Source organism: Curtobacterium flaccumfaciens UCD-AKU (assembly GCF_000349565.1).
In the GTDB taxonomy this organism is placed as follows: domain Bacteria; phylum Actinomycetota; class Actinomycetes; order Actinomycetales; family Microbacteriaceae; genus Curtobacterium; species Curtobacterium poinsettiae.
This window is the reverse complement of sequence record NZ_KB714631.1, coordinates 448,907-475,064: the sequence shown is the minus strand read 5'-3', so window position 1 is coordinate 475,064 and position 26,158 is coordinate 448,907. Positions and strand designations below refer to the sequence as shown.

Sequence of the window (26,158 nt, the reverse complement as noted above, 5' to 3'; positions counted from 1 at the left end):
CGGGCCTCCCGTCCGTCGTGTGCGTGCCTCGCGCCCCCGCCCTGCGCAACACGCCGTCGTACCGGCAAGGCGCCGCAAGCCCGCCGAGACGCCGCCGAATCCGGCGGCGTCTCGCGCGCGTGGCGGCGTCGAACGAAGACGCCGGCGTCTGCGCACCTCACCCGGCACTCGTCAACCCAGATTGACGAGTGTCGGTGCGTCAATGTACGTTGACAGGCGTGGACCGACCGACCATCACGAGCCTCGCGGCCGGAGCCTCGGGGGACGACCCGTTCTCCGCCCTCGCCAGCGTGCGGGAGCTGCGTCGTGAGCTCGACCGGGCCGAGGAACTCGCCGCACGCCGTGCACGCACCGCCGGCGCATCGTGGCAGGAGATCGCGACGCTGCTCGGTGTCAGCCGACAGGCAGTGCACAAGAAGTACGGCAGAAACTAGGAGCACGATGAGCTTCCCCTTCGCACGCCCGAAGACCTCCGACGGCCCCCGCGCCACGTTCGGTCGCCTGCTGTCCTACCTGTTCGAGAACAAGCCCGCGATGGTGGTCATCATCGTGCTGAGCGTCCTCGGCGCGGGGGCGTCGCTCGCCCAGCCGCTGCTGGTCAACCAGGTGATCACGGCGGTGCAGCAGGGCAACACCCTCAGCACGCTCGTGTGGCTGCTGGTCGGGCTCGTCATGATCGCGGGCGTGCTGAACGGCGTGCAGCACTTCCTGCTGCAGCGCGCGGGTGAGGGCGTGGTGCTCTCCACCCGCCGCAAGCTCATCGCGCGCATCCTCAACCTGCCCATCTCGGAGTTCGACACCCGCCGCACCGGCGACCTGGTGTCCCGCGTCGGCAGCGACACCACGCTCCTGCGCGCCGTCCTGACCCAGGGGCTCATCGAGTCGATCGGCGGCGCGCTGACGTTCGTCGGCGCCGTCATCGCGATGGCCGTCATCGACCCGCTGTTGCTCGTGATCGTCGTGGTCATCGTCCTGGTCGCGATCGTCGTCGTCGGCGGACTGAGCCGTCGCATCCGGGTCGCGTCGAAGCGCGCGCAGGAGAAGGTCGGCGACCTCACCGCCGCGGTCGAACGCGGGATCGGCGCGGTCCGCACCATCCGTGCAGCCGGCGCGACCGAGCGCGAGGTGCACGAGGTCGACGGCCACGCGACCGAGGCGTACAAGCGGGGGCTCGACATCGCCAAGATGTCCGCCTTCGTCGTCCCCGTCGCGAGCATCGTCATGCAGGTCGCGTTCATCGCCGTCCTGGGCGTCGGCGGCGCGCAGGTCGCGGCCGGCACCATCACCATCGCGACGCTCATCACGTTCATCCTGCTGCTCTTCATGATGATCATGCCGCTCGGCCAGGCGATGGGCGCGGTCGTCGCCGTCGCCCAGGCGCTCGGCGCCCTCGGCCGCATCGAGGAGATCCTGCACCTGCCGACCGAGTCCCAGGACGACGCGTCCGTCCGGCCGGCTGCGGCGGTCGCGACCGACGACGCCATCGCGTTCGAGCACGTGTCGTTCCGGTACCGCGGCCAGGCGGACGCCTCGGGTGCCGACGGCGCGGTCGCGTCCGACGCCGCGGATCACCCAGGAGGCCCGGATCGCGTCGACGACGAGCGACCGGTCGACGACGTGGTGCTCCACGACGTGTCGTTCCGCGTGCCGCGCGGGTCGCGCGTCGCACTCGTGGGTCCGTCCGGTGCCGGCAAGTCGACGACCCTGGCGCTGATCGAGCGGTTCTACGACCCCACCGACGGCGTCATCCGCCTGGGCGGCATCGACGTGCGCGGCATGGACCGCGACGAGCTCCGTGCCCAGATCGGCTACGTCGAGCAGGACGCACCCGTGCTCGCCGGCACGATCCGCGCCAACCTGCTGCTCGGGTCGCCCGACGCCACCGAGGACGACTGCGTCCGCGTGCTCGAGGCGGTCAACCTCGGCGAGGTCCTGCACCGCGACCCCCGCGGCCTCGACGCGCAGGTCGGTGAGGACGGCGTGATGCTCTCCGGCGGGGAACGGCAGCGCCTGGCCATCGCCCGTGCGCTGCTCGCCGCTCCCCCGATCCTGCTGCTCGACGAGTCGACGTCGTCCCTCGACGGGGTCAACGAGCAGAAGATGCGGCTCGCGATCGACGCCGTCGCCGAAGACCGCACGCTCCTCGTCATCGCCCACCGGCTGTCGACCGTGGTCGACTCCGACGTGATCGTCGTGCTCGAGCGCGGCCGCGTCGTGGGCAGCGGCACGCACTCCGAGCTCGTGCAGTCGACCCCGCTCTACCGCGACCTGGCGAAGCACCAGCTGCTGGTGTGAGCGTCGGTGCGGCCGCGTCCACCGCGGCCGCACCGTGGGACCACGCGCAGGCTCAGGCGGCGAACGGGTCCGGGGTGAGCACGTAGACGGTCTCGAGGTACTCCTCGATGCCCTCGTGTGCCCCCTCACGACCGAGGCCCGACGACTTCACGCCGCCGAACGGGAACGCCGCGTTCGACACGACGCCCGTGTTCAGGCCGAGCATGCCGGTCTCCAGGCGCTCGGCGAGCCGCTGACCACGCCGGAAGTCGGTCGTGAAGGCGTAGGCGACGAGGCCGTACTCGGTGTCGTTCGCGAGCCGGATGCCCTCGTCCTCGGTGCTGAAGCGCGTGACCGACGCGACCGGTCCGAATATCTCCGTCGTCATGATCTCCGAGCCGGGCTGCACGTCGTCGATCACCGTCGCCTCGTAGAACGTGCCCGGACGGTCGATCCGGTGTCCGCCGGTGACGAGCCGCGCACCCCGGCCGACGGCGTCGTCGACGAGCCCGGCGGCCTTGTCCACGGCGCGGTCGTCGATGAGCGGTCCGAGCGTCGTCCCGTCCTCGGTGCCCCGGCCGACGCGCAGTGCGTCGACCTTCGCGGTGAGGGCTGCGACGAACGCGTCGGCGATGCCGTCCTGCACGAAGAACCGGTTCGCAGCGGTGCAGGCCTCGCCCGTGTTCCGGAACTTCGCGAGCATCGCGGCGTCCACAGCCGTGTCGAGGTCGGCGTCGTCGAACACGAGCAACGGGGCGTTGCCGCCGAGCTCCATGCTCGTCTTGAGCACGTTGTCGGCCGCCTGCTTGAGCAGTGCCGACCCGACCGGGGTCGAGCCCGTGAACGTGAGCTTGCGCAGGCGCGGGTCGGCGATGATCGGTCCGGACAGTCCCTTGGCGTCGCTCGACGGGATCACGTTGAGCACACCGTCCGGCAGCCCCGCGCGGCGGAACAGCTCGACCAGGAACAGGGTCGTCAGCGGGGTCAGGTCGGCAGGCTTCGCGACCACGGTGCAACCGGCGGCCAGCGCCGGGCCGATCTTCCGGGTCGCCATCGCGAGCGGGAAGTTCCACGGCGTGATGGCGTAGACGGGGCCGACCGGACGCTTCAGCACGATCGCCCGGCCGGTGCCCTCGGGGTTCGTGCGGTAGTCGCCGGTGATGCGGACGGCCTCCTCCGAGAACCAGCGCAGGAACTCGCCGCCGTAGACGACCTCACCCCGGGCCTCGGCCAGGGGCTTGCCCATCTCGAGCGACATGAGGGCCGCCAGGTCGTCGGTGTGCTCGTGCACCAGGTCGAAGGCCCGGCGGAGGATGTCGGAACGCGTGCGCGGGGCCGTTGCCGCCCAGGACTCCTGCGCTGCGGCCGCGGCGTCGAGCGCGGCGATGCCGTCCTCGGCGCTGGCGTCGGCGACCTCGGCCAGCACGGCGCCGGTCGACGGGTCGTGCACGGCGAAGGTGGACCCGCTCGACGAGGCACGCCAGGTGCCGCCGATGAACAGGCCGGTGGGGACGCCCTGGACGCGGACGTGTTCGTCCGCGACGGTCGTCACGAGACGCGCGTCGTCCGCGGCGTCGGTGGTGGGGGTGTCGTTCGTGGTGGTTTCGGTCACAGTCGTGCTCCTCCTGGGTTCGCGAGGCCCTCGTCCATGTCGCTGCGGTCGACGTGTCCGCCGGCCGCCCGGATCTCGTCCAGCGCCCGGGCACTGCGCTCAGCGTCGACGCCGGCCACCAGGTCCTGGTACACGGCGACGTCGAGGCCCGCGGCACGGGCGTCGAGTGCCGATGCCCGGACACAGTGGTCGGTCGCCATCCCGACGACGTCGACCGTGTGCACGCGGCGTTCGGCGAGTACTGCGGCGAGCGGGACACCCGCCTCGGTCCGGGCCTGGAACGCCGAGTAGTCCGGCGTGCCCTGGCCCTTGAAGACCTCGACGTCGACCAGAGCGGTGTCGAGATCGGGATGGTAGTCAGCACCCGGCGAGCCGGCGACGCAGTGCACCGGCCAGGTGTCCACGAAGTCGGGTCCCTCGGGTCCGGCGAAGTGCCCGCCGTTGTCGTCGTCGCCGTGGTGCCAGTCACGGGACGCCACGATCAGGTCGTACTCGTCCCCGTGCCGACCGAGGAACGCGGTGATGCGCTCCGCGAGCGCCGCTCCCCCGGTGACCGCGAGCGCACCGCCCTCGGTGAAGTCGTTCTGGACGTCCACGACGAGCAGTGCTCTTGCCATGGATCCATCCAACACCCGTCGGCTCAGGAGCCGGTGAGCTTGCTCCCGCACGAGTAGGTGGCGGCCGTCACCGCGTCCAGTGCCGGCAGGGCGGCCGCGCGTGGTGAACCGATGGCGTAGAAGGCGAAGGTCAACCGGGAGCCGTCAGCAGCGTCGATGTAGCCGCCGAGGGTGTTCGCGCTGTCGATCCAGCCGGTCTTCGCGTGCACCTTGCCGCGCGCGACGGCGTTCGCCCCGGTGAACCGGCTGGCGAGGGTGCCGGACTGCCCGGACACCGGCAGGGCGTTCGCGAGCGTCCCGAGGCCCTTCGCGCCCGAGGCGACCTGCACCATGAGGTGCGCGACGAACTCCGGCGACACGGCGTTCGCGGCGCTCTCGCCCGAGCCGTCCTTGATCGTGATGCCGGCCGGGTCGAGGCCGTACGAGCGGAGCGCCGACTGGTACACCGATGTCAGTGAGGCCGCCGAGCCGTTCGACCCCGACTCCTTCGACGAGATCCGGGCGAGCATCTCGGCCAGGGTGTTGTCCGAGTTCGGGATCATCTGCCCGATGAGCGTCGACACCGGCTGCGAGTTCACCGTCGCGATCGTCTCGGTACCCGTGGTCGCACGCTTGACGATCTGCGCGGAGCCCGCGCCCGCGACGCCCGCGTTGGCCAGTGCCGTCCGGAACGCGGCGCCGGCACGACCGACGGGGTCCTCCGACCGGGGCGAGGTCGCCGCGGCGGGGTTCGCCCGGTCACCGTCGACCATCAGCGCGGTGACCTCCGGCTGGTACCCGATGGTGCGCTCGGACACCGGCCACGTGGGGTCCCAGGCGTCGGCGTCGCTCCAGTAGGAGTCGTCGGTGACGATCGTGGTGATCGGGGTGTCGCCGACCTTGGCCTTCACCTGCTGCGCGAGCTGCGCGAGGGTCGGGGCGCCCGGGTAGACGGTGCCACCACCGGCGGACAGGGTGGCGTCCCCGTGGCCGACCAGGGCGACGGTGTTCGCGGACTCCCGTGCGACGGTCGTCGGGATGCGGTGGTCGCCCCCGAGCACCGAGAGCGCGGTCGCCGAGGTGAGGGTCTTCATGACGCTGCCGGTCTGGGCAGCCCGCTCCCCGTTCTTCGAGAACAGGACCTTGCCCGTCTTCGCGTCCATCACGTACCCCTCGAAGTCACCGAGGCCGCTCGCCGACGCGGCGGTGGCGATCGAACAGGTCCGGAGTGCGGACGGGCCGGCCAGGTCCTTCGGCACCGCACGGGCGGCCGCGGTCGGGGTCGGGGACGGCTTCGTCGCCGGGCGCTTCGTGGTGGTCGTCGAGTCCGGCGCCGAGGACCCGCTCCGGGTCGGGCTCGGCGCGGCGGCCGACCGGGAGTCCGAGGTCGTGGCCGCCGCGACGGCGACGGCCCCACCGGAGCCGACCACCAGGAGCGCCGCGAGCCCACCCGCGATCCAGGGCACCGGGCGTCGCGCCGCGGAGGCACGCACCGCGGCGACGGCGGCGCGGAACCGCTCCGGGACGGAAGGCGGGGTGGGCTGCTGCTCGGACATCTCGACCGATCCTACGGAACTGCGGCAGGAGCCTCCAGGCCGGATGCGGGATCCGTGGCGGACGGGAGCCGGATCAGGGCGCCGTGGCGGGACCGTCGGCCGGGTAGTGGACCCCGACCTGGCGACGTGCCTCGTCCAGCACGGCCATGATCGCGACCGTCTCGGCCGGGTCCATCGGGCCGCCGTCGTGGCGGCCGGACGTGATCATCGACTCGAAGGCGTGGGCCTCGTGCGCGTAGCCGGCGAGCTCCTCGCGACCGTCGAACTCCTCGACCACGACGCCGTCTCGATCGCGGATCCGCCAGGTGGTCGGCGTGTACCAGGTGGAGTCGATGTCGATGCGGCCGGTCTCGCCGATGACCGACGCCGTGTTCGGGCTGCGCAGGTCCATGCCGAAGTGGATCACCGACTGTGCGCCGCCCTCGTGCGTCATCACCAGGCCCATCTGCTCGTCGACGCCCTGCTCGCTCAGCGTGCCCGCCGCGACCAGCGCTGTCGGCACCCCGAGCACGTCGACCGCGAAGGACACCGGGTAGATCCCGAGGTCGAGCATCGCTCCCCCACCGAGTGCCGGGTCGCGCAGCCGGTGGTCGGGGTCCGTCGGCAGGGCCTGGTGGTGGGTCGCCTCGACGACCATCGGGCGGCCGATGCGGCCCTCGGCGACGACCTCGCGGATCATCGCCATCTGGGGCAGGAACCGCGTCCACATCGCCTCCATCACCGCGACACCCGCCTGCCTCGCGGCGTCGACGACCGTCCGGGCCTCGGCCGCGGTCATCGTGAAGGCCTTCTCGACCAGGACGTGCTTGCCCGCGCGGATCGCGAGCAGGGCGTCCTCGGCGTGCCGGACGTGCGGGGTCGCGACGTAGACCGCGTCGACCTGGTCGTCCGCGACGAGGTCCGCGTACGACCCGTGCGCCCGCTCGACGCCGAACTCGGCGGCGAAGGCCTCGGCGTGCGCGCCGGTGCGACTGCCCACAGCCGTGAACACGACGCCTGCCGCGGTGCAGTCACCCACGAAGGAGCGTGCGATGCCGCCTGTACCGATGACTCCCCAGCGAACCGTCATGGGTCCTGTCTACCAGCGCCGCGGCGGTGGCGCCTCGCGGTGCTGGGCTGCTGCGCGGGGCTGCCGGTGCTGCGCGGTGCTGGGCTGCTGCGCGGTGCGGCCGGTGCCGTGCGTCAGCGGCGGTGTTTGCCGAGCGCGGCGTCGGGAGCGGCCAGCGGGTGGTTCCGGAACCAGCGCAGGAGCTCGCGCGCGCGGCTGGTGTCCGCACTCGCGTCGCCCTGGGCGAGGAACGTGTCGAAGCCGTCGGGCAGGTCGCCATCGACCTCGCGGTGGAACGCCATCTTCCACTCGCCGAAGCGCCGGGTGTGGATGCGCTCCTCGACCAGCAGGCCGATCTCGGTGTGCCGCGGGTCGTCGGTGATCCGCCGGTAGGTCTCGAGCACGGCCGCTTCGGGACCCTCGAGCAGCTGCATGAACCGGCCGTCCTTGTAGACGAGCAGGCCGGACAGGTCGGACGCGGTGTTGTGCTCCCGCGCGTGCTCGAGCAACGCGTCGAGCAGCTCCTGGTCGAACACCTGGTTCGCCGCGCTCATGTAGACCAGGGACAGCAGCATGACGACCTCTCGGTGACGACGGAACGGGTTCCCACTCATCGTGGACCGCCCCGACGACGACGGGCAGCCCCAGAACGGGGAACGGCCCCACCCGCGCACCCGCGTCGAGGTTCGGGTCATCGACGCGAGCACACGGGTGTCGGGTCGTACGACCGGACTGATTCGGAGCCCCCGTCCGGGGGGTTTGGTCACTCCGCGTCGTAAGTGCGGACCCAGTCGATCTGGACGTGCCCCGGGGCGCCCCAGTTGCCGATCTGGAACATGTAGCGGTGCGGGGTGGTGGGCACGTTCCGCGGCACCGTGAACACGAGCTTGCCGTCGAGGTAGTACCGGATGATCTTCCCCGGCACCCACTCCGTCGTGTAGGTGTGCCAGTCGTTCCAGGACACCCGGGTGTTGTAGTGCTCGGTGCGGCGTTCGAGTCCCTGGAGCATCGAGTGGTGGAAGACCCGCGGGGAGCCGTCGAACTGGCCCTCCGGGTAGTTCAGCTCGCCGTCCGCCCAGGCGTTGGACGTCGGCCAGAGCATCACCGCGATCCCGTTGCCGTCGCCCCCGGTCGCCCGCGCACGGATGCTGAAGGTGCCGCCGACGTGCGACCAGGCGCCGGTGGGGGTGCCGAAGGTGCCGGCGGCGCCCCGCTCACCGTCCAACGCGACGTCCAGGTAGCTGTCGTGCGCGCTGATGAGCTCGTCCGAGTAGTACTTGCCGCCGGCGCCGTCGGGGTAGGGCTGCCACGAGTTCCGGTACGTCTCGGCGAAGGGACCACCGGCCGCAGCGGGGGTGTCGAAGTCTTCCGAGAAGGTCGGCTCACGGTCGGCCAGGTACGCCGGCCCGGTCGAGGACCCCGTCGGCGTCGCGGACGATGGGGCACCCGGCGACGCGGTCGACGCAGATGTCGCCCGCGACTCGGGCACGGCCGCTGCGGTCATCGCAAGCGCTCCGGCGGTGGCGGCGACCAGGACGACGACCAGCACACGCTTCAACACGGCGTCACTGCCGTCGGTGCGATGAGCTGGCGCTCGGTCATGGTGTCCCCCGTATCGCGGACAAGGTTAGTCCGCGCGAACGCCAGGGGTCTGTCCCTCGGGTGAGGGACACGGATTTCGTCCGGAATACGAAAACCCCGGTCAGAGCCACTTCGAGCAGGCCTGACCGGGGTGTTCACGGAGCCGCCTGTCGGAATCGAACCGACGACCTATTCATTACGAGTGAATCGCTCTACCGACTGAGCTAAGGCGGCGCACACTCCATGTCCGGAGTGGCACGAGCAATGACTATACAGGTTCAGACGAGTGAACGCGAAACCAGCACGCCGAGCTCGGAGAAGGACCGTTCGAGTTCGTCGACCAGGTGGGTTCCGGCCTCGGAACCCGACCACTCCCACCACGCGTGGCGCAGGGCGGCGAGGGCGACGATGGCCGCGAGACCGGCGCGGCGACGGAGCGCATCGGCGTCCGCGGCGAGCTCGGGGTCGGCGCGCTCGAGCCGACGTGCGACGGCAGCCTGCAGTTCCGCCTGGAACTCCTTCATCGACGCCATCCGCCGGCTGAACAGCTCCGGGTTGGCGCGGAGGACCTGCTGCCGCTCCTCGATGAGTCCACGTTCCTCGATCAGTTCGCGCGTGGAGTGCACGAGCAGGGTGCCGATGTCAGCGAGCAGTTCACCGTTCGGCCCCCCGGCGACGAACGTCTGCAACGCCTGGTCGTCCGGCAGCTGCGGGTCGTCGCCGAGGATCGCCTGTTCCTTGCTCGGGAAGTAGTTGAAGAACGTCCGGGGCGAGACGTCGGCACGGCGGGAGATCTCGTCCACCGTCACCGCGCCGAGGCCGTCCTCGATGGCGATCCGGAGCGCAGCCTGCTGGATGGCGCGCCGGGTGGCGCGGCGCTTCCGTTCGCGCAGGCCGGGTTCAGCGTCGGGCATGCCGTGATTCTCGCATGCCCGGCCTCAGCGGCGGGCGCGTGCGATCGTGACGAGCAGCGCTTCGAGGGCCAGCAGTGCCGCGACGTTCGCAGCGATGCGCTGACGCGCCAGGGCCACGGCGTCCAGCACCTGGAGCGCGGCGGCGGGCGGGGTCGTCGGCAGTGCGTGCTCGAGCTGCTCACGCATGGCCAGGTTGACCGGTTCCGCCGGAGCACCGAGCCCCATCAGGAGCAGGTCGCGGTACAGGGACGAGACGTCCACCAGGATCCGGTCGAGCCCGTCGCGCAGGCTCCGGGTCGCTCGGCGTTTCTGGTCGTCCTCGAGCGCACGGAGCTGCGACCGGAGTGCCGGCGGGATCGTCCCGCCCGGCTCGACACCGAGCGAGCGCAGGGCCGCGTCGCGTTCTTCCGAGTCGCGCTGCTCGGTGATGGACTTGGCGTCTTCGTCGGCGACGGCGAGGAGCTCGGCGGCAGCCATGACGGCGTCACCGACGCTCCGCACACCGAGCACGGTGGTCAGGGTCCGGCGTCGACGATCACGGGCCGGCTCGCTCGTGGCCAGGCGCTGCGCCATGCCGATGTGGCTCTGCGCCTGACGAGCGGCGTCCATCGCGAGAGCACGGTCGACACCGGTCCGGGCCACGAGCAGGTCGGCGACGGACTCGATGCCGGGCACACGCAGGCGGACCGAACGGACGCGCGACCGGATCGTCGGCAGCAGGTCGGCTTCACTGGGCGCGCAGAGGATCCACACCGTGCGCTCCGGTGGTTCCTCGAGCGCCTTGAGCAGCAGGTTCGAGGTCCGCTCGGTCATGCGGTCGGCGTCCTCGATGATGACGACGCGGTAGCGCCCGACCGACGGCGAGTAGTACGACGAGGTGACGAGCTGCCGGATCTCGTCGATCGTGATGATCACGCGCTGGGTCGTGAGCACCGAGACGTCGGGGTGGGTCTTCGCGGTGATCTGCCGCAGGGTGTGGTCGTCGTCGGGGCCGTTGCCCACGAGCGCAGCCGCGAAGGCGGTCGCCACGTTCGACCGACCGGACCCGGGCGGGCCGGTGATGAGCCACGAGTGGGTCATGCCGCCGGTACCGTCGGTCGACTCGGCTGCATTGCGCAGCGATGCGACCGCTTCTTCCTGCCCGGTCAGGCCGTCCCACACGCTCACGGGACCATCCTGTCAGTGACCACCGTCACGCTGCGTCGATCCCGACGAGCGGGGCGACCGCGCGACGGACTGCGTCCTGCACGGCATCGGTCGGAGCTGCGGCGTCGACCACGAGGAAGCGTGCGGGCTCGGCGTCCGCCATGGCGAGGAACGCCTGCCGGACGGACTCGTGGAACGCCGCGGCCTCGGATTCGAGGCGGTCGAAGGTGTCCCCCCGTGCCGCGGCCACCCGGGCACGCCCGAGCGTGACGTCGAGGTCGAGCAGGATCGTGAGGTCCGGTGCCAGGCCGTCGGCGGCCCATTCCGAGACCGAGCGGACCTGCTCGGCGCCGAGCCCCCGCGCGACACCCTGGTAGGCGACGGACGAGTCGATGTAGCGGTCCTGCAGCACGACGTCACCGCGTGCGATCGCCGGACGGACGACGGTCTCGACGTGCTGGGCGCGATCAGCCGCGTACAGCAGCGCCTCGGCCCGGGGCGCGATGTGGCCCCGCTCGTGCAGGACCATCTGGCGGATCCGGACGCCGAGGTCGGTGCCACCGGGCTCGCGGGTGCGCACCACCGTCCGGCCGTGCGCACCGAGCCACGCCGAGAGCAGCTCCGCCTGGGTCGTCTTGCCCGCGCCGTCGCCGCCCTCGAGCGTGATGAAGCGACCGGTCACTTCTTCTTGGCCGCCGTCCGACGAGCCGGGGTCTTCTTCTTGACGGGCCCCTTGGCGCGCTTGTCCGCGATGAGCTGGACGGCGCGGGCGTGGTCGACGGCCTCGACGTCCTCGCCCTTCGGGATGGTCGCGTTCGTCTCGCCGTCGGTGACGTACGGACCGAACCGGCCGTCCTTCATCTTGATCGCCTTGCCGGACACCGGGTCGGCGTCGAACTCCTTGAGCGCGGCACTGGCGGTGCGGCCGCCGTACTTCGGCTGTGCGAACAGCTCGAGTGCGCCGGGCAGGTCGATGTCGAAGATCGCGTCCTCGCCGGGCAGGGTCCGGGTGTCGGTCCCCTTCTTCAGGTACGGACCGTACCGGCCGTTCTGCGCCGTGATGTCGTTGCCGGTCTCCGGGTCCTGACCGACGACGCGGGGCAGGTCGAGGAGCTTCAGCGCGGTCTCGAGGTCGACCGTCTGCGGGTCCATCGACTTGAAGAGCGAAGCGGTGCGTTCCTTCGGAGCCGCGGCCTTCTTCGTCGTCTTCTTCGCGGGGGCCTTCTTCGGGGGGGCCTTCTTCGCCGTCGCTGTCGCCGTCTCGCTCGTCGCGGTCGCAGCAGCCGCCTCGTCCGCCGGGGCCTCTGCCGGTGCAGGCGACTCGACGACCTCGCCGGTCTTCGGGTCCACGGTGGGCTCGGGCTCCGGGGCGCGCTCGGTGACGTACGGACCGAAGCGGCCGTCCTTCGCCAGGACTTCCTTGCCGGTCTCCGGGTTGATGCCGACGACGCGGTCGCCGATCACCGGAGCGTCGACGAGTTCCTTCGCCTTCGCGACGGTCAGTTCGTCGGGAGCGAGGTCCTCGGGGACGTTGACGCGCCGGGGCTTCTCGGGGTCGTCGCTCGGCACCTCGATGTAGGGACCGTACCGACCGATCCGGAGCGTGAGGCCCGGAGCGAGCTCGACCGAGTTGATCTCGCGAGCGTCGATCTCACCGAGGTTGTCGATGACCGTCCGCAGGCCGCGCTGGTCGTCGTCGCCGCCACCGAAGTAGAAGCCCTTGAGCCAGTCCACCCGGTCGGCGTCGCCGCGGGCGATGCGGTCGAGGTCTTCTTCCATCTCGGCGGTGAAGTCGTACTCCACGAGCTCGCCGAAGTACTCCTCGAGCAGGCGCACCACGCTGAAGGCGATCCAGTTCGGCACGAGCTGCGTGCCGCGGAGCGAGACGTAGCCGCGGTCGATGATCGTCGGGCTGATCGTGGGGTAGGTCGACGGGCGTCCGATCCCCAGCTCTTCCAGCGTCTTGATCAGGCTCGCCTCGGTGAAGCGCGGCGGCGGGGTGGTGTCGTGCCCCTTCGCCTCGACGTCGGTGACGGCGAGGTGCTCGCCCTTGGCCACGTTCGGCAGGGCGACGTCCTGGCCGGCGCGATCGCTGGACTCGTGCCGGTCCTCGTCGCGGCCTTCTTCGTACGCGCTGAGGAAGCCGCGGAAGGTGATGACGGTGCCGGAGGCGGTGAACTCGGCGTCGGTGCCGTTCGCGGTCGACGCGATGCCCTCCACCGACTCGGCGGAGGCGATGCCGAGCACGATCGACGCGGTCGAACCCTTGGCGTCGGCCATCTGTGACGCGATCGTGCGCTTCCAGATGAGGTCGTAGAGACGCCACTCGACACCGGTCAGGGTGCCCTGGAGGTCCTGCGGGGTGCGGAAGGAGTCGCCTGCGGGACGGATCGCCTCGTGCGCCTCTTGCGCGTTCTTGCTCTTGCTCGCGTACAGGCGGGGCTTGTCGGGGACGGTGGCCGAGCCGTACAGGTCGGCCGCCTGCTTGCGGGCCGCGTCGATCGCCTGCTTCGAGAGCGAGACCGAGTCGGTACGGATGTAGGTGATGTACCCGTTCTCGTACAGCGTCTGCGCGGCACGGGCGGTCTGTCGCGGCGACAGACGGAGCTTGCGCGCGGCTTCCTGCTGGAGCGTCGACGTGGTGAACGGAGCGGCCGGGCGTCGCGTGTAGGGCTTCGAGTCGACGCTGCGGACGGTGGCGTCACCGGCGCGCTCGAGGACGGTCGTCAGCGACGCGGCAGCGGCCTCGTCGAGGCGGACGACGTCGCCGCTGAGCGCGCCGCGGTCGTCGAAGTCACGGCCGGAGGCGACGCGGGTGCCGTGGATCCGGGCGAGTCGCGCGGAGAAGGAGGACTCTCCGGCCTTCTCGAACCGGGCGGACAGGTCCCAGTAGTTGGCGGACACGAACGCCAGGCGCTCGCGCTCACGGTCGACCACGAGACGGGTGGCGGCGGACTGCACACGGCCGGCCGACAGTCCGGGGGCGACCTTGCGCCACAGGACCGGCGAGACCTCGTACCCGTAGAGACGGTCGAGGATGCGGCGGGTCTCCTGTGCGTCGACGAGGGCGGTGTCGAGCTCACGGGTGGCTTCCTGCGCGCGCTGGATCGCCTCCTTCGTGATCTCGTGGAAGACCATCCGCTTGACGGGGACCTTCGGCTTCAGGACCTGCAGCAGGTGCCATGCGATGGCTTCGCCCTCGCGGTCTTCATCTGTTGCGAGGTAGAGCTCGTCGGCGTCCTTCAGGGCGCGCTTCAGCTCGGAGACGGTCTTCTTCTTGGCGTCGGACACGACGTAGTACGGCTCGAAGCCGTTGTCGACGTCCACCGAGAACTTGCCGAGGGAGCCCTTCTTGAGCTCGGGCGGCAGGTTCTTCGGCTCGACGAGGTCGCGGATGTGTCCGACAGAGGCCTGGACTTCGTATCCGTCACCGAGGTATTGCGCGATCGTCTTCGCCTTCGCAGGGCTCTCGACGATCACGAGCTTCTTCGTGCCTGGCACGTGTCTCCTTGATCGATGGTGCTGATCGGCCCTGTCCACGAGCGTGTCCGGGTCGACCGGGACATCGGTGACCGCGGGCCGACAGGCACACCATACACATAGTGTTCGGGCGGGTTGCCTGCCGGACCGGCCACCGCGAGCGCGCCGGTGACGAACGGACCGGTGCCCACGACCACGCGGACCCGGGCCGTGGTGGCGAGGAGTTCGCAGGTGTCGAGGGTGGCCCCGTTCGCCGTCGCGATCCGGGTGGCGACCGCGCACGGCTCCCCCGGGACCAGCCCGGTGGCGGCCGCAGCGGTCCCGACGGCCGCGGCGTCGGCGGCACCCTGTGCGCGGAGGGCCTGCGTGCGGTGGCCGGCTGCGGCGAGCGCCGTCGACCCGACGAGGACCCCCACGCCGAGGACCGCCACGAGCAGCACGGTCGCCGAGCCCCGTTGACCGTCGGGACGCACCACGTCAGCCCCCTCGGGCCACGGCGCACCCCGTCGCGGTCAACGGGAGCGCCGCGAAGGGACCGGTCCCGCCGCGCGTGGCGTCGACGCACACCAGGTCGCCGTCGGCCCGGACGACGATCGAGGCCCCCGGGGCGATCCGTTCGGCCGCGGACAGCCCCTGGGAGTCGTCGTCGCGACCGATCGCCCGCGCCGCGGTGGCGGCGGCGAGTTGCAGCCGACCCTGCGCATCGACGACGAGCACCGCCGCGACGAGCGCGGTCAGCACGAGGGCCACCACAGGGAGCGCCACCGCGAACTCGACCGTCACCGAGCCACGCTCACAGCGAGAGCGCGCCACGGACGAGGTCGGTGAGGATGGTCTGGACCTCGCCCGAGCGCATCACCGCGACGAGCACTCCGGCGAAGGCCACGGCGGCGAGGATGACGACCGCGTACTCGGCGGTGGCCGATCCCCGGTCGTCGCGCAGTCGGGCGCGCCACCGTGCGACGAGGGAACGTTGGCGACGGTGGCGGATGGCCCGACGGATGCGGTGGTCGGGAGGTGACGTGGTGCTCATGGAGTCCGTCCTTTCTGTTCGGTGGGACCAGCCTGTCCGGGCTGCGGTGGCGACGACGGCGTTCCGACCGCATCTGTGGAGAGGTCACCCCGATCCGCCCACCGTGGAGGAGAGGACCCCCACCACCACGGGCACCACCCCCACGAGCACGAACGCCGGCAGGACGCACACCCCGAGCGGCAGCACCAGGCGCACGGCCAGGCGTTCCGCCGCCACGAGCCCGTCGGCAGCGGCTTCGTCGCGGACGTCCTCGGCAGCGCGTCGGAGCAGCCCCGCGGCGGGGACCCCAGCGCGCCGGGCGAGGTCGAGCACCTCCCGCAGACGATCGACGTCCCCCGCGGGTGGGACAGCTGCGGCGGACGCCTCGGCGACGGCCTGCCCGGCGGTGGTCCACGATCCGCCTCCGGCCACCGCCACGGCCCAGGCGTCGAGGAGCACCCCGGGGACATGGCCGTCGGGCGTCGCGGAACGGACCAGCCGCGCCGTCCACCGTCGTCCGGCGAGGACGAGGGCTGCGGCGGTGCCCGAGCACACCCAGCCGGCCGGCGAACCGACCAGGACCTCGACGGCGCCCGCACCCCAGGCCGCCCCGAGGCCCAACCCGAAGAGCGGCAGCGCGAGGACGACGCGGGCGCTCGTCCGCGGACCGGCCAGGGCGACCCGGATCGCGCGGTCCGAGGCGGCGGCGCGCCGGAGCGCGCCGGCGAGCCCGCGGAGGGTCTCGGCGACGGGTGCTCCCGTCCGGTCCGCGACGCGCAGGACGACGGTGACGTCCTGCTGGGCCGGTCCGCCGGCGCCGGGCAGCCCGCCGACGAGCTGCCACGCTCGCGGCGGCGGGACACCCGCCGCGACCAGCGTCGCCACCCGGTCGAGCACCCCCGCCACCCGAGCGGGGCCGTCAGCGGTGTGTCGGCTCACCGCAGCCCGTCCACCTGGCGCACCTCGAGCCTCCCGTCCGGACCGACGTGCAACGTGCCCACGCCGCCGAGCCGCCGCTGTCCGGCTCGTCGCTCCACGTGCAGGACCAGGTCGAAGGCGCTGACGGCCTGCCGGGCCAGCGCCTCGGCACCGAGGCCGGCGAGCGCTCCGAGTGCTTCGAGGCGCGCAGCGACGTCGGCGATGCCGTTGGCGTGCACCGTGCCCGCTCCGCCGTCGTGCCCGGTGTTCAGCGCGGAGAGGAGTTCGCGGACCTCGGCGCCACGGCACTCCCCCACGGCGATCCGGTCGGGCCGCATCCGGAGCGCTTCGCGCACGAGTCGGTCGAGACCGAGCGCGCCGACCCCCTCGGCGTTCGCCTGCCGCGCTTCGAGCGCGACGACGTGCGGGTGGGCGATCCGGAGCTCTGCGACGTCCTCCACCGTCACGATGCGCTCGTCGACGGGGACGCTCCCGAGCATCGCCGCGAGCAGGGTGGTCTTGCCGCTGCCGGTCGCACCGGTGACCAGGACGTTCCGGCGCGCGGCGACGGCGTCCTCGACGACCGACCGCGGAACGAACGCGAAGGTCCCGCCGCGTTCGAGGGCGGCGAGCGAGGGTCGGTGGACCTGTGGCAGTCGGATCGACACCGCGGTGCCCCCGACGGACACCGGGGCCAGGACGACGTGGACCCGGACACCGTCACCGTGCCGGACGTCCGCGCACGGCGTGGTCTCGTCGACGTGACGACCACCGAGCGCGACGAGACGGGTCGCGAGTTCGCGGGCACGCGTCTCGGTCAGCCGAGGCTGGACGGCTTCGAGTCCGGTGCCGCGGTCGACCCACGTCCCCACGCCGCCGAGCACCAGGACGTCCGTCACGGCGGCGTCCGCCACCAGGGCCGCGAGTTCCTCGAACTCGACGACCACGGCCGCACGGCGACGTGCCGGCGGTGCGGCGCCGGGCAGGAACGGGGCGGAAGGAGGGGGCGGTGGCGAGAGCGCTGCCGACGCGGACGCAGACGCAGACGACGTCAGCGCGTGCGACGCCGACGTGGACGCGGACGAACCACGAGCAAGCGGAGAAAGCGGAGGAGCACGGTGGAGTGGCATACCGCCGACGGTAGGGAACGCTCGAGGGCGCCGATCGGCCGGTCCCCACTTCTGTGGACAACACCGAGCTGCCCCACCAATGGACCGGTTTGTCCCCCGAAACGGAAAGCCGTACCCCGGTCGATGATCGGACACCGAGGCCACCAGGATCACCCACCACCCCTGCTCCCGGCGTCCGGACTGGACGTAGCACCTGCTACGCAAGAACATGCAGAATGCATGCACGAGCATGGACCGGTCTGTCCACGCGACCGGCGTCCCTGTGCGGATCGGGGCACATGCCAGAGCCCGACGAGCGGCCGATGCTCGAGTCAGACCCCGGGAAACAGAAGAGGCGGCACCGGTTGGGGGGAACAGGTGCCGCCTTGACATCGAGGGATTGGGGGGAATCCGATTCGATGCCGCCGGAAACGAGTCCAGCGAGAACTACTGTACCCCACGATCACCCCTCCGGGGCAACCCCGGACACGACCTCCGGGCGTGCCGCACCCCGACCCGGCCGAGGGGTAGTCTCCGGATGCACGCAGGCACCGGCGACGGATGCCACCAGAGGCCGCAACGACGCGAAAGGACATCGATGTCCACTCCGACCCAGACCGACCCCCGAGGCGACGACGGAGCGACGTTCGCGCCGCCACCCGAGTTCGTGGCCGACGCGGTCGCCGGCGAGGACCTCCACCACGCAGCATCGGCCGACCGCGAGGCGTTCTGGGCCGAACAGTCCCGCTCCCTGCTCGACTGGCGCACCCCGTTCACGCAGACCCTGGACTGGTCCGGCGCCCCGTTCGCGAAGTGGTTCGCCGACGGCACGCTCAACGTCGCCGAGAACTGCCTCGACCGGCACGTGCGGGCGGGCAACGGCGACCGTGTCGCGATCCACTTTGAGGGTGCCCCGGGCGACACGCGCCGGATCACCTACGCCGAGCTCACCGCCGAGGTGCAGCGCGCCGCGAACATGCTCACCGACCTCGGTGTCGGCCAGGGCGACCGCGTGGTCGTCTACCTGCCGCTCATCCCCGAGGCCGTCGTGACGATGCTCGCCGTCGCCCGCATCGGCGCCGTGCACTCGGTCGTCTTCGGTGGGTTCAGTGCCGAGAGCCTCCGTGCCCGCATCGAGGACGCCGGCGCGAAGCTCGTCGTCACCGCGGACGGCGGGTGGCGGCGCGGTGCCGTCTCACCACTCAAGCCCGCAGTCGACGAGGCGCTGACCGGCGAGGGCACCGACACGGTCGAGCACGTCCTGGTCGTCAAGCGCGGCGGCAACGACATCGCGTGGAACGACCGCGACGTGTGGTGGCACGAGGAGCTGGCGAAGGCGGCACCGACCCACGAGGCGCAGGCGTTCCCCGCCGAGACGCCGCTGTTCATCTTGTACACCTCGGGCACGACCGGGAAGCCGAAGGGCATCGTGCACACCTCCGGCGGCTACCTGACCCAGGCGGCGTACACGCACAAGAACGTCTTCGACATGCACCCGGAGAAGGACGTGTACTGGTGCACCGCCGACATCGGCTGGATCACCGGTCACTCCTACGTCGTCTACGGCCCGCTCACCAACGGCGTCACCCAGGTGCTCTACGAAGGCACGCCGGACGAGCCGAAGCCCGGCCGCTGGTGGGACCTGGTCGACGCGTACGGCGTCACCGTCCTGTACACCGCGCCCACCGCGGTCCGTGCGGCGATGAAGGCCGGCCGGCAGATCCCGGAGGCCCGCAGCCTCGAGACCCTCCGCCTGCTCGGCAGCGTCGGCGAGCCGATCAACCCCGAGGCGTGGCAGTGGTACCGGCAGGTCATCGGCCACGACCGCACGCCGATCGTCGACACGTGGTGGCAGACCGAGACCGGCGCGATCATGATCTCCGCCCTGCCCGGCGTCACGAAGCTCAAGCCCGGTGCCGCGCAGACACCACTGCCCGGCATCGTCGCCGAGATCGTCGACGACGACGGCAACCGCGCAGAACCGGGCGAGAGCGGCTACCTCACGATCACCGAGCCGTGGCCCTCGATGGCGCGCGGGATCTGGAACGACCCGGACCGCTTCGTCGAGACCTACTGGTCACGGTTCCCCGGCCGCTACTTCGCCGGCGACGGTGCGCGGCTCGACGGCGAGGGCGACATCTGGGTGCAGGGTCGCGTCGACGACGTCATGAACGTCTCGGGACACCGCCTGTCCACCGCTGAGATCGAGTCCGCCCTGGTCGGCCACGAGGGCGTCGCCGAGGCCGCCGTGGTCGGCGCCGCCGACGAGACCACCGGGCAGGCCGTCGTCGCCTTCGTCATCCTGACCGCCGAGGCCGCCGCCGACGTCGACCGTGACACCGCCGCCGCAGAGCTCCGCAACTGGGTCGGCAAGCGGATCGGCGCGATCGCGAAGCCGCGCCAGGTCGTCATCGTGCCGGAACTGCCGAAGACACGTTCCGGCAAGATCATGCGGCGACTCCTCCGCGACGCAGCCGAGGGCCGTCGCATCGGCGACACGACGACGCTGGCCGACCCGACGATCATGGCGACCATCGCGGAACTCATGTAGTCCGTGTCACGCAGGTGGGGCCTCCAGTCCATGTCGGACGGGAGGCCCCACCTGCGTTCGCTTCACTGCTGACGGTCCGTCAGGACGTCAGTTCCACCACCAGCTCGACCTCGACCGGTGCGTCCAGCGGGAGCACCGCGACGCCCACCGCGCTCCGCGCGTGGACGCCGGCGTCGCCGAAGACCTCGCCGACCAGGGTCGACGCGCCGTTCGCGACACCGGGCTGGCCGGTGAACGACGGGTCCGACGCGACGAAGACGGTGACCTTGACGACCCGGGCAACGCGGTCGAGCGAACCGGCGACCGACTGCACGGCAGCCAGGGCGTTCAGCGCGGCGACGCGTGCCTGGGCGGCAGCGGTCTCCGCGTCGACGTCGGTACCGACCTTGCCGGTCACGGGCAGGGTGCCGTCGACGAAGGGCAGCTGACCCGCCGTGTAGACGTACTGGCCCGTCACGACGGCGGGCACGTAGGCGGCGACGGGCGCGGCGACCGCGGGGATCGTCAGGCCGAGTTCGGCGATTCGGTCCGAGACGGTCATGCGTCGGCCTTGGGGCGCTTCAGGTAGGCGACGAGGCCACCCTCGGGTCCGGTGACGATCTGGACCAGCTCCCAACCCTCGTCCCCGTAGTTGTTGAGGATCGCGGTGGTGTTGTGGATCATCAGCGGCGTGGTGAAGTACTCCCAGCGAGTCATGCGGTTCCTTGCCAGCCTTTCAGTCGGGGGTGTCGTTTAGGCTGCATCCTATGTCTGCCCAGAAGACGTCTGCATCGCGGACCAAGCCCGTCTCAGCAGTCGGCGCCTTCATCGGATTCGTCGGGTTCAGTGCCCTCGCCGGCCTGCTCGTCACGATCGGCGTCACGCCGGCCATCGCCGTCGCCGGTGTCACGACGACGTCCACGATCGGCGTGTTCGAGTCCCTGCCGGAGTACATCGAGATCGGTGACCTGCCGCAGCGCAACGAGCTGTACGCGTACTCGGGCGGCAAGTCCGTGCACTTCGCGACCCTGTACGACCAGAACCGCCAAGAGCTGAAGTTCGACCAGATCAGCGACCAGCTGAAGAACGCGGCGATCGACGGCGAGGACAAGCGCTTCTACGACCACGGCGGCGTCGACATGACGTCGCTCATCCGCGCCGGTGTGGGCAGCATCGCGGGCGGCCTCGGCGACTCGGGCGGTGGGTCGACGCTGACCATGCAGCTCGTCCGCAACATCAAGATGAACGAAGCCCTGAACCTCCCCACCAAGAAGGAGCAGGAGAAGGCCTACAACGAGGCCGTCGAGCAGACCATCCCCCGCAAGCTCGAGGAGATGAAGCTCGCGATCGGGCTGGCGAAGAAGTACTCCAAGAAGGAGATCCTCACCGCCTACCTGAACATCGCCTACTTCGGCGACCAGACGTACGGCGTCCAGGCCGCGGCGCAGCACTACTACAACAAGAGCGCCACCGACCTGACCCCGGCCGAGGCCGCGTCGCTCATCGCGATCGTGCAGTACCCCGAGGCGCGCAACCTGTCGAACCCGAAGAAGTACGACGCCAACGTCGCCAGACGCAACGTCGTGCTCCGATCGATGTACGCCCAGAAGAACCTCACCGAGGCCGAGTACCGCAAGGCCCGCCTGTCGAAGCCGGCGGACTACGTGCACCTGACGCAGCCCTCGCAGGGGTGCCGGTCCTCGGTCGGCGACGGCTCGCAGTTCTTCTGCGACTACGCCAAGAAGGTCGTGCTCGAGATGTCGCAGCTCGGCTCCTCGCAGAAGGCCCGCGACACCGCGTGGCGCAACGGCGGCTACAAGATCCAGACGACGCTGAACATCGATCTGAACGCCGAGCAGAAGCGCCTGCTGAACACCTACGACAACAAGGCCGAGACGAACCTGGCCCTGGGGTCGACGCTCAACTCGATCGAGGCCGGTTCGGGGCGCATCATCACGATGGCGCAGAACAAGGACTTCGACGAGTCGCTGAAGTCCGCACCCACGTCGACCAGCATCAACTACAGCGTCGACTACAAGTACGGCAGCTCGGGCGGCTTCCAGACGGGCTCAACGTACAAGCTGTTCACCCTGCTCGACTGGGTCAAGGCCGGACACGGCTTGAACGAAACCGTGAGCGGCGCGGAACGGACCATTTCCCCTTGGACCATTTGTGGGGAAACCGTTGGAACCCCCTTCCCGGTGTCGAACGACGCTCCGGGCGAGGGCGGCAACTGGAGCGTGATGGGAGCCACTGCTGGCTCGATCAACGGTGCGTTCGCCTCGATGGCCCAGAAGCTCGACCTCTGCGACATCCGTGACATCGCGCAGTCGCTCGGTGTCCACCGGGCGGACGGCGGAGAGCTCCAGTACCAGAACCCTTCCGCGATCCTTGGCACGAACGAGATCGCTCCGATGACCATGGCAGCTGCCTACGCCGCCGTCGCGAACAACGGCATCTACTGCAAGCCGATCGCCATCGACGAGATCACCTCCCCGTCCGGCAAGAAGCTGGGCGGTCAGACCAAGGACTGCCAGCAGGCCGTCGATCCGGCCTTCGCCCAGGCGGCCATCTACGCGATGAAGGGCACGATCAGGAGCGGAACGGCAGTGGGCGCGCAGACGCCCGACGGAACCCAGCTGTTCGGCAAGACGGGTACCACCGACGAGGCTGACCAGATCTGGCTCGTCGGTGCGAGCTCGCGAGTCGCCACCGCCTACTGGCAGGGCAACACCGACGGTAAGAAGAACAACCTCCGTCACTACAGCAACGGTGTCGGCGGTACGTACGCCGGAGACCGCGCCAAGGTGTGGCGCGAGGCCATGACCCCGATCAACGCGATCTACCCCGCTGGCCCGTTCACGGACCCACAGCAGACCGCGATCCGCGGCAACGCCAAGGCCCTGCCGAACCTGCAGGGCAAGACGGCGGACGAGGCCCGCGCGGCGATCTCGGGCGCCGGGTTCACCTACGTCGACGGCGGAGCACGCCCCGGCCCGGGGAACCCCGGTTCCGTGACCTCCACCTCCCCGGCGGCGGGTGCGCTCCTGTCCTCGGGTTCGAGCGTCACCGTCTACACGTCGGACGGCACCCAGGCGACCGTTCCGGAGATCGGCGGCAACTCCCTCGGGGATGCCCGCTCGGCCCTGAACGACGCCGGCTTCACCAACGTCAGCATCACCGATGACTACGCCAAGGGCGGCGGCGGCAAGACCTGCAAGGTCGCCGCGGTCGACCCGGCGATCAGCGCCACGGCGAACAAGGACGACCAGGTGCGGATCAAGCTCTACGGCGACAAGGACGGCAAGGCGCCCAAGGACTGCAAGTGACCCGCAGCCGCGCCGCACTCGGCGTCCTCGCTGCAGGCGCGGCCGTCGGGGCTGCTTCGGCAGCGTGGGGCTCGCTCGTCGAACGTCGCCGCTTCGGGATCCGGTGGGAGACCGTCCCGGTGCTCCCGCCGGGTTCCCGTGACGTGACCGTCCTGCACCTGTCCGACATCCACATGGCCCCGTGGCAGGCCGACAAGCAGCAGTGGCTGCGCGACCTGAGCCTGGTCGAGCCGGACTTCATCGTGAACACCGGCGACAACCTCGGCCACGCGACCGCGAACGCTGCCGTGGAGTACGCGCTCGAGCCGTTCCGCGGGGTCCCCGGGGTGTTCGCCTACGGGTCGAACGACTTCTTCGGGCCGTCCCCGCGCAACCCGCTCAAGTACTTCTCGGGCCCGAGCCGGATGCACAAGGCGGCGGAGCCCGTCGGTCTCGACATCGACCGGCAGACGGCGTTCTTCGAGTCGCTCGGCTGGCTCGACCTGAACGACCAGGCGCACGCGATCGAGCTCCGCGGCTCCCGGTTCGAGCTGTTCGGCACCTCGGACGCGCACCGCGACTGGGACCGCCTCGACCTGCTGCCCACCAACGTCGACGAGATGCGCAGTGACGTGCCGTGGTCCGAGGACGAGGACGGCCCCGCGCCCGTCGCGATCGGTGTCACGCACGCCCCCTACCGTCGCGTGCTCGACGCGTTCGTGACGCAGGGCGCCGACATCATCTTCGCCGGTCACACCCACGGCGGCCAGGTCGCGGTCCCCGGGGTCGGTGCGCTCGTCACGAACAGCGACCTCCCCCGCCGGTACGCCAGCGGGCTGCACAAGTGGGAGCACCGCAACCACTGGTCGTGGCTCGAGGTCTCGGCCGGCCTCGGCACCTCGATCTACGCGCCCGTCCGGTTCGCCTGCCGACCCGAGGCCGTCGTGGTCACCCTCACCGCACGGGCTTCCTGAACCGACGCGCCCGGGAGTTCGCCGGATGGTCGTGAGCACCCTGGATCATCGGATAGTATTGTCTGGTTGCTCCGGTACGGAGTGATCACACCGCGGGGTGTGGCGCAGCTTGGTAGCGCGCCTCGTTCGGGACGAGGAGGTCGCAGGTTCAAATCCTGTCACCCCGACACTGTGTTGAGACAGTGGACAGCGAAGGCCCCGATCCATCAGGATCGGGGCCTTCGCTTGCATGGCTGAAGTTCGAGACCCATAGGGCATCGAGGGGCACCGACTGGTTGCCCAGGAGACTCCACTCGACGGATCCGTTGCGATCAGTCGGAGAACCTCTTCTCGCGGGCTGCAGTAGCGATGATCGGCTCCCCTGTGCTCGGTGCGTGCGGCGTTCCGCCGGCGTTGTGTCGGCCGCCGTAGGAGCACCGCACGCATCAGATCAGGGGGTCCAGCGCACGTTGTAGGTGAACGAAGCCGACCAGGAATGCCCCTGCGCACAAGTCGACGAACCGCAAGCACCATTGATGCCCGCGTTGATGTAGAAGGTTCCCGCTCCCACCCAGTACTTGCCGTTGTCAGCCTTGATGGCGACGGTCTTGCCAGAGTTCGCCGTCCCACGAGCGAAAGTCGAACCGGAAGAGTTGCGGAGAGCAAGCGTCAGCGGTGCTCCGCACCCACCGGTGTTCGTCGGACGGAACGAGACCGCGTTCTGCGCGTTGCTGTTCGTCCGCGCGACGCCGTACTTCAGCGTGAAGTTGCATTCGGAGATCGGCCCACTGAGCGTGGTGGTGGTTGCCTGGGCCGGAGCCGCCGTCAGTACGAGGCCGAGCGTCCCGACGATGGCGGCGAGCGTCATCATTGCCGAACGACGGCCGAATTTCTTGAACATGTTTTCCCCTAGGTGATGGTCGAGGTAGCACTGGTGAGCGATACCTCTTGTACTAGGCGTCGGAGCAGTGGCTCCGACACCTTCCAACCGCTCGATTGGCGGATGCTCTGGCCCGCGAACAGCGGGATGCCGTCGACGAGCACCAACGGCTCATCGTGCCGCCCAGCGGGGCGGCGATTAAGACTCCGGCGTGTAAACTAACTTCCCGCAGTCGAGTTCGTATTCGAGGGCAAATGGGGTCTTGCCCGCTTCGCGAGCTGCCGACGCCATGCGCGCGTCGTAGTCGACGAACGCTTCGTTCCCCCGCATGCCAGGCATGTCGTTCCACTCGTCCACCACCGAACGAGCTTCTTCCGGCGCGACAGTCGCCCTACTGGATCCGGGGTGCAGCGACGCGTCGATCCAGGCGCAACGCCACCACCGAGCTGCGATCTGCGCAGGAAGCATCGGCGAGTAAACCGGTTCAGGGCCGCTCGCTTCGTCGTCAAAGAAGGGCGGCGGGTCCGTCTGGAACTCCATGCCATTGGGCAGCGGCTGCCGGATCGCGGCAGTGGCAGCTGTCCATGCCCCCGTAACGTCGTGCTGAGTGATGATCGACGGCTGGGCTGATGGAGCAGCCTCGGCGGCCGAGCGTTCCTGTGAACGCACCGCACTGAACCCGACCGCGACGACCAACAGCGCTCCGAGCGCGAACATGAGTTTCGTCGATTTCTGCACGCCAACCCCCTGGCCCGGCAACGGTGCGGGAAAGGTTTCCCCGCTCAACCTTGCGTTTTCCTGGGCTCAACCTAGTGAACGGCCGAGGAAGTGCGCTGTCGGTTCTTCGCAGGACTCTCCTGTCCCCCGATCACTCGCCGCATCACGACGAGGCCTCCGGGGGGTCTGCGCCACCGAAGATTCGCGCTTCACCAGAAGCTCGCTTGCGACGCCCTTTGGTCGATGTAATGACCCCGCCGCGCTCGTCGACTGACCTCGAGCCCTTCGCAAATAGAACCGCGGTACCGTCCGCCGAAGAGAGGACAGACATCGCGCTTTGCGCGCCGCTAGCGTGAGCGAGCATCGGAGAATACACAGCGGATTCACACCGCTAACCTGGGGGAAATCTTGCGCTCGACTCGATCGTTATACGCCGCTGCGTTGGTCGCTGCCATCACCGTGAGTACGCTCACCTTGCAGCCCGATACGGCGCAAGCCGTCGCGGATCCATCCGCGGATCTCCC

The 26,158-nt window shown here is 70.3% G+C and carries 24 protein-coding genes and 2 tRNA genes; 6 read left to right on the top strand and 20 right to left on the bottom strand.

Features of this window, described 5'->3' with window-relative positions; genetic code table 11:
- Positions 1-218 precede the first annotated feature (218 nt).
- Entirely contained in the window at positions 219-434 is a 216-nt protein-coding gene (locus tag H489_RS35845; protein WP_017888718.1) for a helix-turn-helix domain-containing protein, read from the top strand.
- A gap of 7 nt (positions 435-441) precedes the next feature.
- Positions 442-2,295 (top strand): ABC transporter ATP-binding protein, encoded by a 1,854-nt coding sequence (locus H489_RS35840; RefSeq protein WP_017888717.1) that lies wholly within the window; start codon positions 442-444, stop codon positions 2,293-2,295.
- Positions 2,296-2,347: 52 nt separating this feature from the next.
- Here H489_RS35840 and H489_RS35835 read toward each other — a convergent pair whose 3' ends face one another.
- From H489_RS35835 to H489_RS35765, 16 genes are all read right to left on the bottom strand, one after another.
- Positions 2,348-3,826 carry an NAD-dependent succinate-semialdehyde dehydrogenase gene (locus tag H489_RS35835; protein ID WP_031260549.1) on the bottom strand — a complete coding sequence of 493 codons (1,479 nt, stop codon included), beginning with the start codon at positions 3,824-3,826 and terminating at the stop codon, positions 2,348-2,350.
- 56 nt (positions 3,827-3,882) lie between these two features.
- Complete coding sequence (locus H489_RS35830) at positions 3,883-4,503, bottom strand: isochorismatase family protein (protein ID WP_040420065.1); 621 nt, start codon at positions 4,501-4,503, stop codon at positions 3,883-3,885.
- Between the two features lie 23 nt (positions 4,504-4,526).
- On the bottom strand, positions 4,527-6,038 hold the full coding sequence (dacB, locus tag H489_RS35825) for a D-alanyl-D-alanine carboxypeptidase/D-alanyl-D-alanine-endopeptidase (protein ID WP_017888714.1): 1,512 nt from the start codon (positions 6,036-6,038) through the stop codon (positions 4,527-4,529).
- A gap of 73 nt (positions 6,039-6,111) precedes the next feature.
- The gene (locus H489_RS35820) at positions 6,112-7,107 is read right to left on the bottom strand and encodes a Gfo/Idh/MocA family protein (RefSeq protein ID WP_017888713.1); all 996 of its coding nucleotides are present in this window, start codon (positions 7,105-7,107) and stop codon (positions 6,112-6,114) included.
- 113 nt (positions 7,108-7,220) lie between these two features.
- Positions 7,221-7,781: a BLUF domain-containing protein gene (locus H489_RS0119995; protein WP_139179790.1), complete on the bottom strand. Its 561-nt coding sequence runs from the start codon at positions 7,779-7,781 to the stop codon at positions 7,221-7,223.
- Between the two features lie 68 nt (positions 7,782-7,849).
- Complete coding sequence (locus tag H489_RS35815; protein ID WP_017888711.1) at positions 7,850-8,647, bottom strand: glycoside hydrolase family 16 protein; 798 nt, start codon at positions 8,645-8,647, stop codon at positions 7,850-7,852.
- A 181-nt stretch (positions 8,648-8,828) separates the two neighbouring features.
- Positions 8,829-8,901 (bottom strand) — tRNA-Thr (locus tag H489_RS35810).
- Positions 8,902-8,945: 44 nt separating this feature from the next.
- Entirely contained in the window at positions 8,946-9,581 is a 636-nt protein-coding gene (locus H489_RS35805) for a TetR/AcrR family transcriptional regulator (RefSeq protein ID WP_017888710.1), read from the bottom strand.
- A gap of 24 nt (positions 9,582-9,605) precedes the next feature.
- Positions 9,606-10,748: a DNA polymerase III subunit delta' gene (locus H489_RS35800; protein ID WP_017888709.1), complete on the bottom strand. Its 1,143-nt coding sequence runs from the start codon at positions 10,746-10,748 to the stop codon at positions 9,606-9,608.
- A gap of 25 nt (positions 10,749-10,773) precedes the next feature.
- Positions 10,774-11,409, bottom strand: coding sequence for a dTMP kinase (gene tmk, locus H489_RS35795; protein WP_017888708.1), 636 nt, complete (start codon positions 11,407-11,409; stop codon positions 10,774-10,776).
- Entirely contained in the window at positions 11,406-14,228 is a 2,823-nt protein-coding gene (gene topA, locus H489_RS35790; RefSeq protein ID WP_017888707.1) for a type I DNA topoisomerase, read from the bottom strand. The genes tmk and topA overlap by 4 nt, the downstream gene beginning before the upstream one ends.
- Entirely contained in the window at positions 14,204-14,683 is a 480-nt protein-coding gene (locus H489_RS35785; protein ID WP_017888706.1) for an Rv3654c family TadE-like protein, read from the bottom strand. The genes topA and H489_RS35785 overlap by 25 nt, the downstream gene beginning before the upstream one ends.
- A gap of 1 nt (position 14,684) precedes the next feature.
- Positions 14,685-14,990 (bottom strand): TadE family type IV pilus minor pilin, encoded by a 306-nt coding sequence (locus H489_RS35780; protein WP_017888705.1) that lies wholly within the window; start codon positions 14,988-14,990, stop codon positions 14,685-14,687.
- A gap of 10 nt (positions 14,991-15,000) precedes the next feature.
- The gene (locus tag H489_RS35775) at positions 15,001-15,240 is read right to left on the bottom strand and encodes a DUF4244 domain-containing protein (protein WP_017888704.1); all 240 of its coding nucleotides are present in this window, start codon (positions 15,238-15,240) and stop codon (positions 15,001-15,003) included.
- Positions 15,241-15,324: 84 nt separating this feature from the next.
- The gene (locus H489_RS35770; protein WP_031260537.1) at positions 15,325-16,158 is read right to left on the bottom strand and encodes a type II secretion system F family protein; all 834 of its coding nucleotides are present in this window, start codon (positions 16,156-16,158) and stop codon (positions 15,325-15,327) included.
- A complete protein-coding gene (locus H489_RS35765; protein ID WP_017888702.1) occupies positions 16,155-17,084 on the bottom strand; it encodes a CpaF family protein in 930 nt (309 codons plus the stop codon). Before H489_RS35765 ends, H489_RS35770 begins: the two co-directional genes overlap by 4 nt.
- Positions 17,085-17,844: 760 nt before the next feature.
- On the opposite strand from H489_RS35765, the gene acs reads away from it, so the two are divergent.
- Positions 17,845-19,797 (top strand): acetate--CoA ligase, encoded by a 1,953-nt coding sequence (acs, locus tag H489_RS35760; RefSeq protein WP_017888701.1) that lies wholly within the window; start codon positions 17,845-17,847, stop codon positions 19,795-19,797.
- A gap of 79 nt (positions 19,798-19,876) precedes the next feature.
- On the opposite strand, the gene H489_RS35755 is transcribed toward acs, so the two are convergent.
- Positions 19,877-20,338, bottom strand: a complete 462-nt coding sequence (locus tag H489_RS35755; protein ID WP_017888700.1) for a RidA family protein — start codon at positions 20,336-20,338, stop codon at positions 19,877-19,879.
- The gene (locus H489_RS37925; protein WP_017888699.1) at positions 20,335-20,493 is read right to left on the bottom strand and encodes a DUF4177 domain-containing protein; all 159 of its coding nucleotides are present in this window, start codon (positions 20,491-20,493) and stop codon (positions 20,335-20,337) included. The genes H489_RS35755 and H489_RS37925 overlap by 4 nt, the downstream gene beginning before the upstream one ends.
- Before the next feature lie 50 nt (positions 20,494-20,543).
- Here H489_RS37925 and H489_RS35750 point away from each other — a divergent pair, with 50 nt between their 5' ends.
- The 3 genes from H489_RS35750 (at position 20,544) to H489_RS35740 (ending at position 24,225) form a co-directional block, all read left to right on the top strand.
- A complete protein-coding gene (locus tag H489_RS35750; RefSeq protein WP_017888698.1) occupies positions 20,544-23,105 on the top strand; it encodes a transglycosylase domain-containing protein in 2,562 nt (853 codons plus the stop codon).
- Positions 23,102-24,058 carry a metallophosphoesterase gene (locus H489_RS35745; protein WP_017888697.1) on the top strand — a complete coding sequence of 319 codons (957 nt, stop codon included), beginning with the start codon at positions 23,102-23,104 and terminating at the stop codon, positions 24,056-24,058. Before H489_RS35750 ends, H489_RS35745 begins: the two co-directional genes overlap by 4 nt.
- Positions 24,059-24,151: 93 nt before the next feature.
- A tRNA-Pro gene (locus H489_RS35740) sits at positions 24,152-24,225 on the top strand.
- A 263-nt stretch (positions 24,226-24,488) separates the two neighbouring features.
- Here H489_RS35740 and H489_RS35735 read toward each other — a convergent pair.
- On the bottom strand, positions 24,489-24,938 hold the full coding sequence (locus tag H489_RS35735; RefSeq protein WP_152427353.1) for a hypothetical protein: 450 nt from the start codon (positions 24,936-24,938) through the stop codon (positions 24,489-24,491).
- Positions 24,939-25,115: 177 nt separating this feature from the next.
- Positions 25,116-25,655: a hypothetical protein gene (locus H489_RS35730; RefSeq protein WP_152427352.1), complete on the bottom strand. Its 540-nt coding sequence runs from the start codon at positions 25,653-25,655 to the stop codon at positions 25,116-25,118.
- Positions 25,656-26,158: the final 503 nt, after the last annotated feature.

Coding starts and splice junctions, on each gene's coding strand:
- H489_RS35840 (WP_017888717.1), top strand. CDS start 442: ATGAGCTTCCCCTTCGCACGCCCGAAGACCTCCGACGGCCCCCGCGCC.
- H489_RS35805 (WP_017888710.1), bottom strand. CDS start 9,581: ATGCCCGACGCTGAACCCGGCCTGCGCGAACGGAAGCGCCGCGCCACC.
- acs (WP_017888701.1), top strand. CDS start 17,845: ATGTCCACTCCGACCCAGACCGACCCCCGAGGCGACGACGGAGCGACG.
- H489_RS0119995 (WP_139179790.1), bottom strand. CDS start 7,781: ATGACCCGAACCTCGACGCGGGTGCGCGGGTGGGGCCGTTCCCCGTTC.
- dacB (WP_017888714.1), bottom strand. CDS start 6,038: ATGTCCGAGCAGCAGCCCACCCCGCCTTCCGTCCCGGAGCGGTTCCGC.
- H489_RS35750 (WP_017888698.1), top strand. CDS start 20,544: ATGTCTGCCCAGAAGACGTCTGCATCGCGGACCAAGCCCGTCTCAGCA.
- H489_RS35820 (WP_017888713.1), bottom strand. CDS start 7,107: ATGACGGTTCGCTGGGGAGTCATCGGTACAGGCGGCATCGCACGCTCC.
- H489_RS35735 (WP_152427353.1), bottom strand. CDS start 24,938: ATGTTCAAGAAATTCGGCCGTCGTTCGGCAATGATGACGCTCGCCGCC.
- H489_RS35830 (WP_040420065.1), bottom strand. CDS start 4,503: ATGGCAAGAGCACTGCTCGTCGTGGACGTCCAGAACGACTTCACCGAG.
- H489_RS37925 (WP_017888699.1), bottom strand. CDS start 20,493: ATGACTCGCTGGGAGTACTTCACCACGCCGCTGATGATCCACAACACC.
- H489_RS35755 (WP_017888700.1), bottom strand. CDS start 20,338: ATGACCGTCTCGGACCGAATCGCCGAACTCGGCCTGACGATCCCCGCG.
- H489_RS35775 (WP_017888704.1), bottom strand. CDS start 15,240: ATGAGCACCACGTCACCTCCCGACCACCGCATCCGTCGGGCCATCCGC.